Source organism: Paracoccus maritimus (assembly GCF_025195095.1).
Taxonomy (GTDB): domain Bacteria; phylum Pseudomonadota; class Alphaproteobacteria; order Rhodobacterales; family Rhodobacteraceae; genus Paracoccus; species Paracoccus maritimus.
Genome location: NZ_JANAVZ010000043.1, coordinates 1 through 1,101 on the forward strand (window position 1 = coordinate 1; position 1,101 = coordinate 1,101).

The 1,101-nt window shown below is 61.9% G+C and carries 1 protein-coding gene; it reads left to right on the top strand.

All coding sequences use genetic code 11. The annotated features are described in order from the left end of the window. Positions 1-15 precede the first annotated feature (15 nt). Positions 16-1,101: IS1182 family transposase (locus MU516_RS19355; RefSeq protein ID WP_260278837.1), on the top strand; the 1,086-nt coding region annotated here is incomplete at its 3' end.

The window sequence follows — 1,101 nt, forward strand, 5'->3', positions numbered from 1 at the left end:
TGGTGGGAGATCGGCATGTCGGGTTTCATCGAAGGCACTGTGCGGGAACAGACGGCTCTTTTTCCAGATCGCCTTGAGGACTGGATTGGCGAGGATCACCTGGTTCGTGTGGTTGATCTGTTCGTCAATGAACTTGATCTGGCTGCGCTCGGATTTGCGCGATCGGCGCCGGCGCGGACTGGACGACCCGGATATCATCCCTCTGTTCTGCTGAAGCTGTTCATCTACGGCTATCTGAACCGGATCCCCTCCAGCCGCAGACTGGAGCGCGAAGCCGGACGGAACGTCGAGGTGATGTGGCTGACCGGCCGTCTTGTCCCGGATCACAAGACCATCGCCGACTTCCGACGCGACAACGGCCCCGGTATCCGCCGCAGCTGCGCCCAGTTCGTGGAGCTGTGCCGCCGGATCGGCGTGCTGAAGGGCTCCTGCGTTGCCATCGACGGGAGCAAGTTCCGGGCCGTCAACAGCCGGGATCGCAACTTTACCCAGGGCAAGATCGCCAGCCGTATCGCCCATTTGGAGGCGGACGTCGAGCGCTACATCGCGGAGATGGTGCGGGTCGATCGACATGAGAAGGGCGAGGTTCGGGCCGAGAAGGTCGCGCATCTTGCCAAGCGTTACGGGCGTGTCCGGCAGCATATCCAACACCTGCAAGCCATGGGTCGGGCCTTGGCTGATGCGCCGGATGGGCAGATATCGCTGACGGACCCCGATGCCCGCGCCATGGCGACCAGCGCCCGGAACAGCGGAACGGTCGGCTACAATGTTCAGGCCGCCGTCGATACCGAGACCCATTTGATCGTCGCGCATGAAGTCACCAACCAGGGTCATGACCGTGATCTTCTGGTGCCGATGGCAAAAGCGGCCAAGAATGCGCTCCGTCGCGACGAGATGCATGTGCTGGCCGACAAGGGCTACTTCAGCGGGCGGCAGATCCTGGCCTGCCATGAGGCTGGTATCACTACGACAATCCCGCGCCCCGAGACGTCGGGCAACCGCCTCAAAGGCATGTATGAGAAGGCCGACTTCGCCTATGAGGCCGATGCGGATATCTATCGTTGTCCTGCAGGGGAAGCGCTACCGTATCGCTACACAACC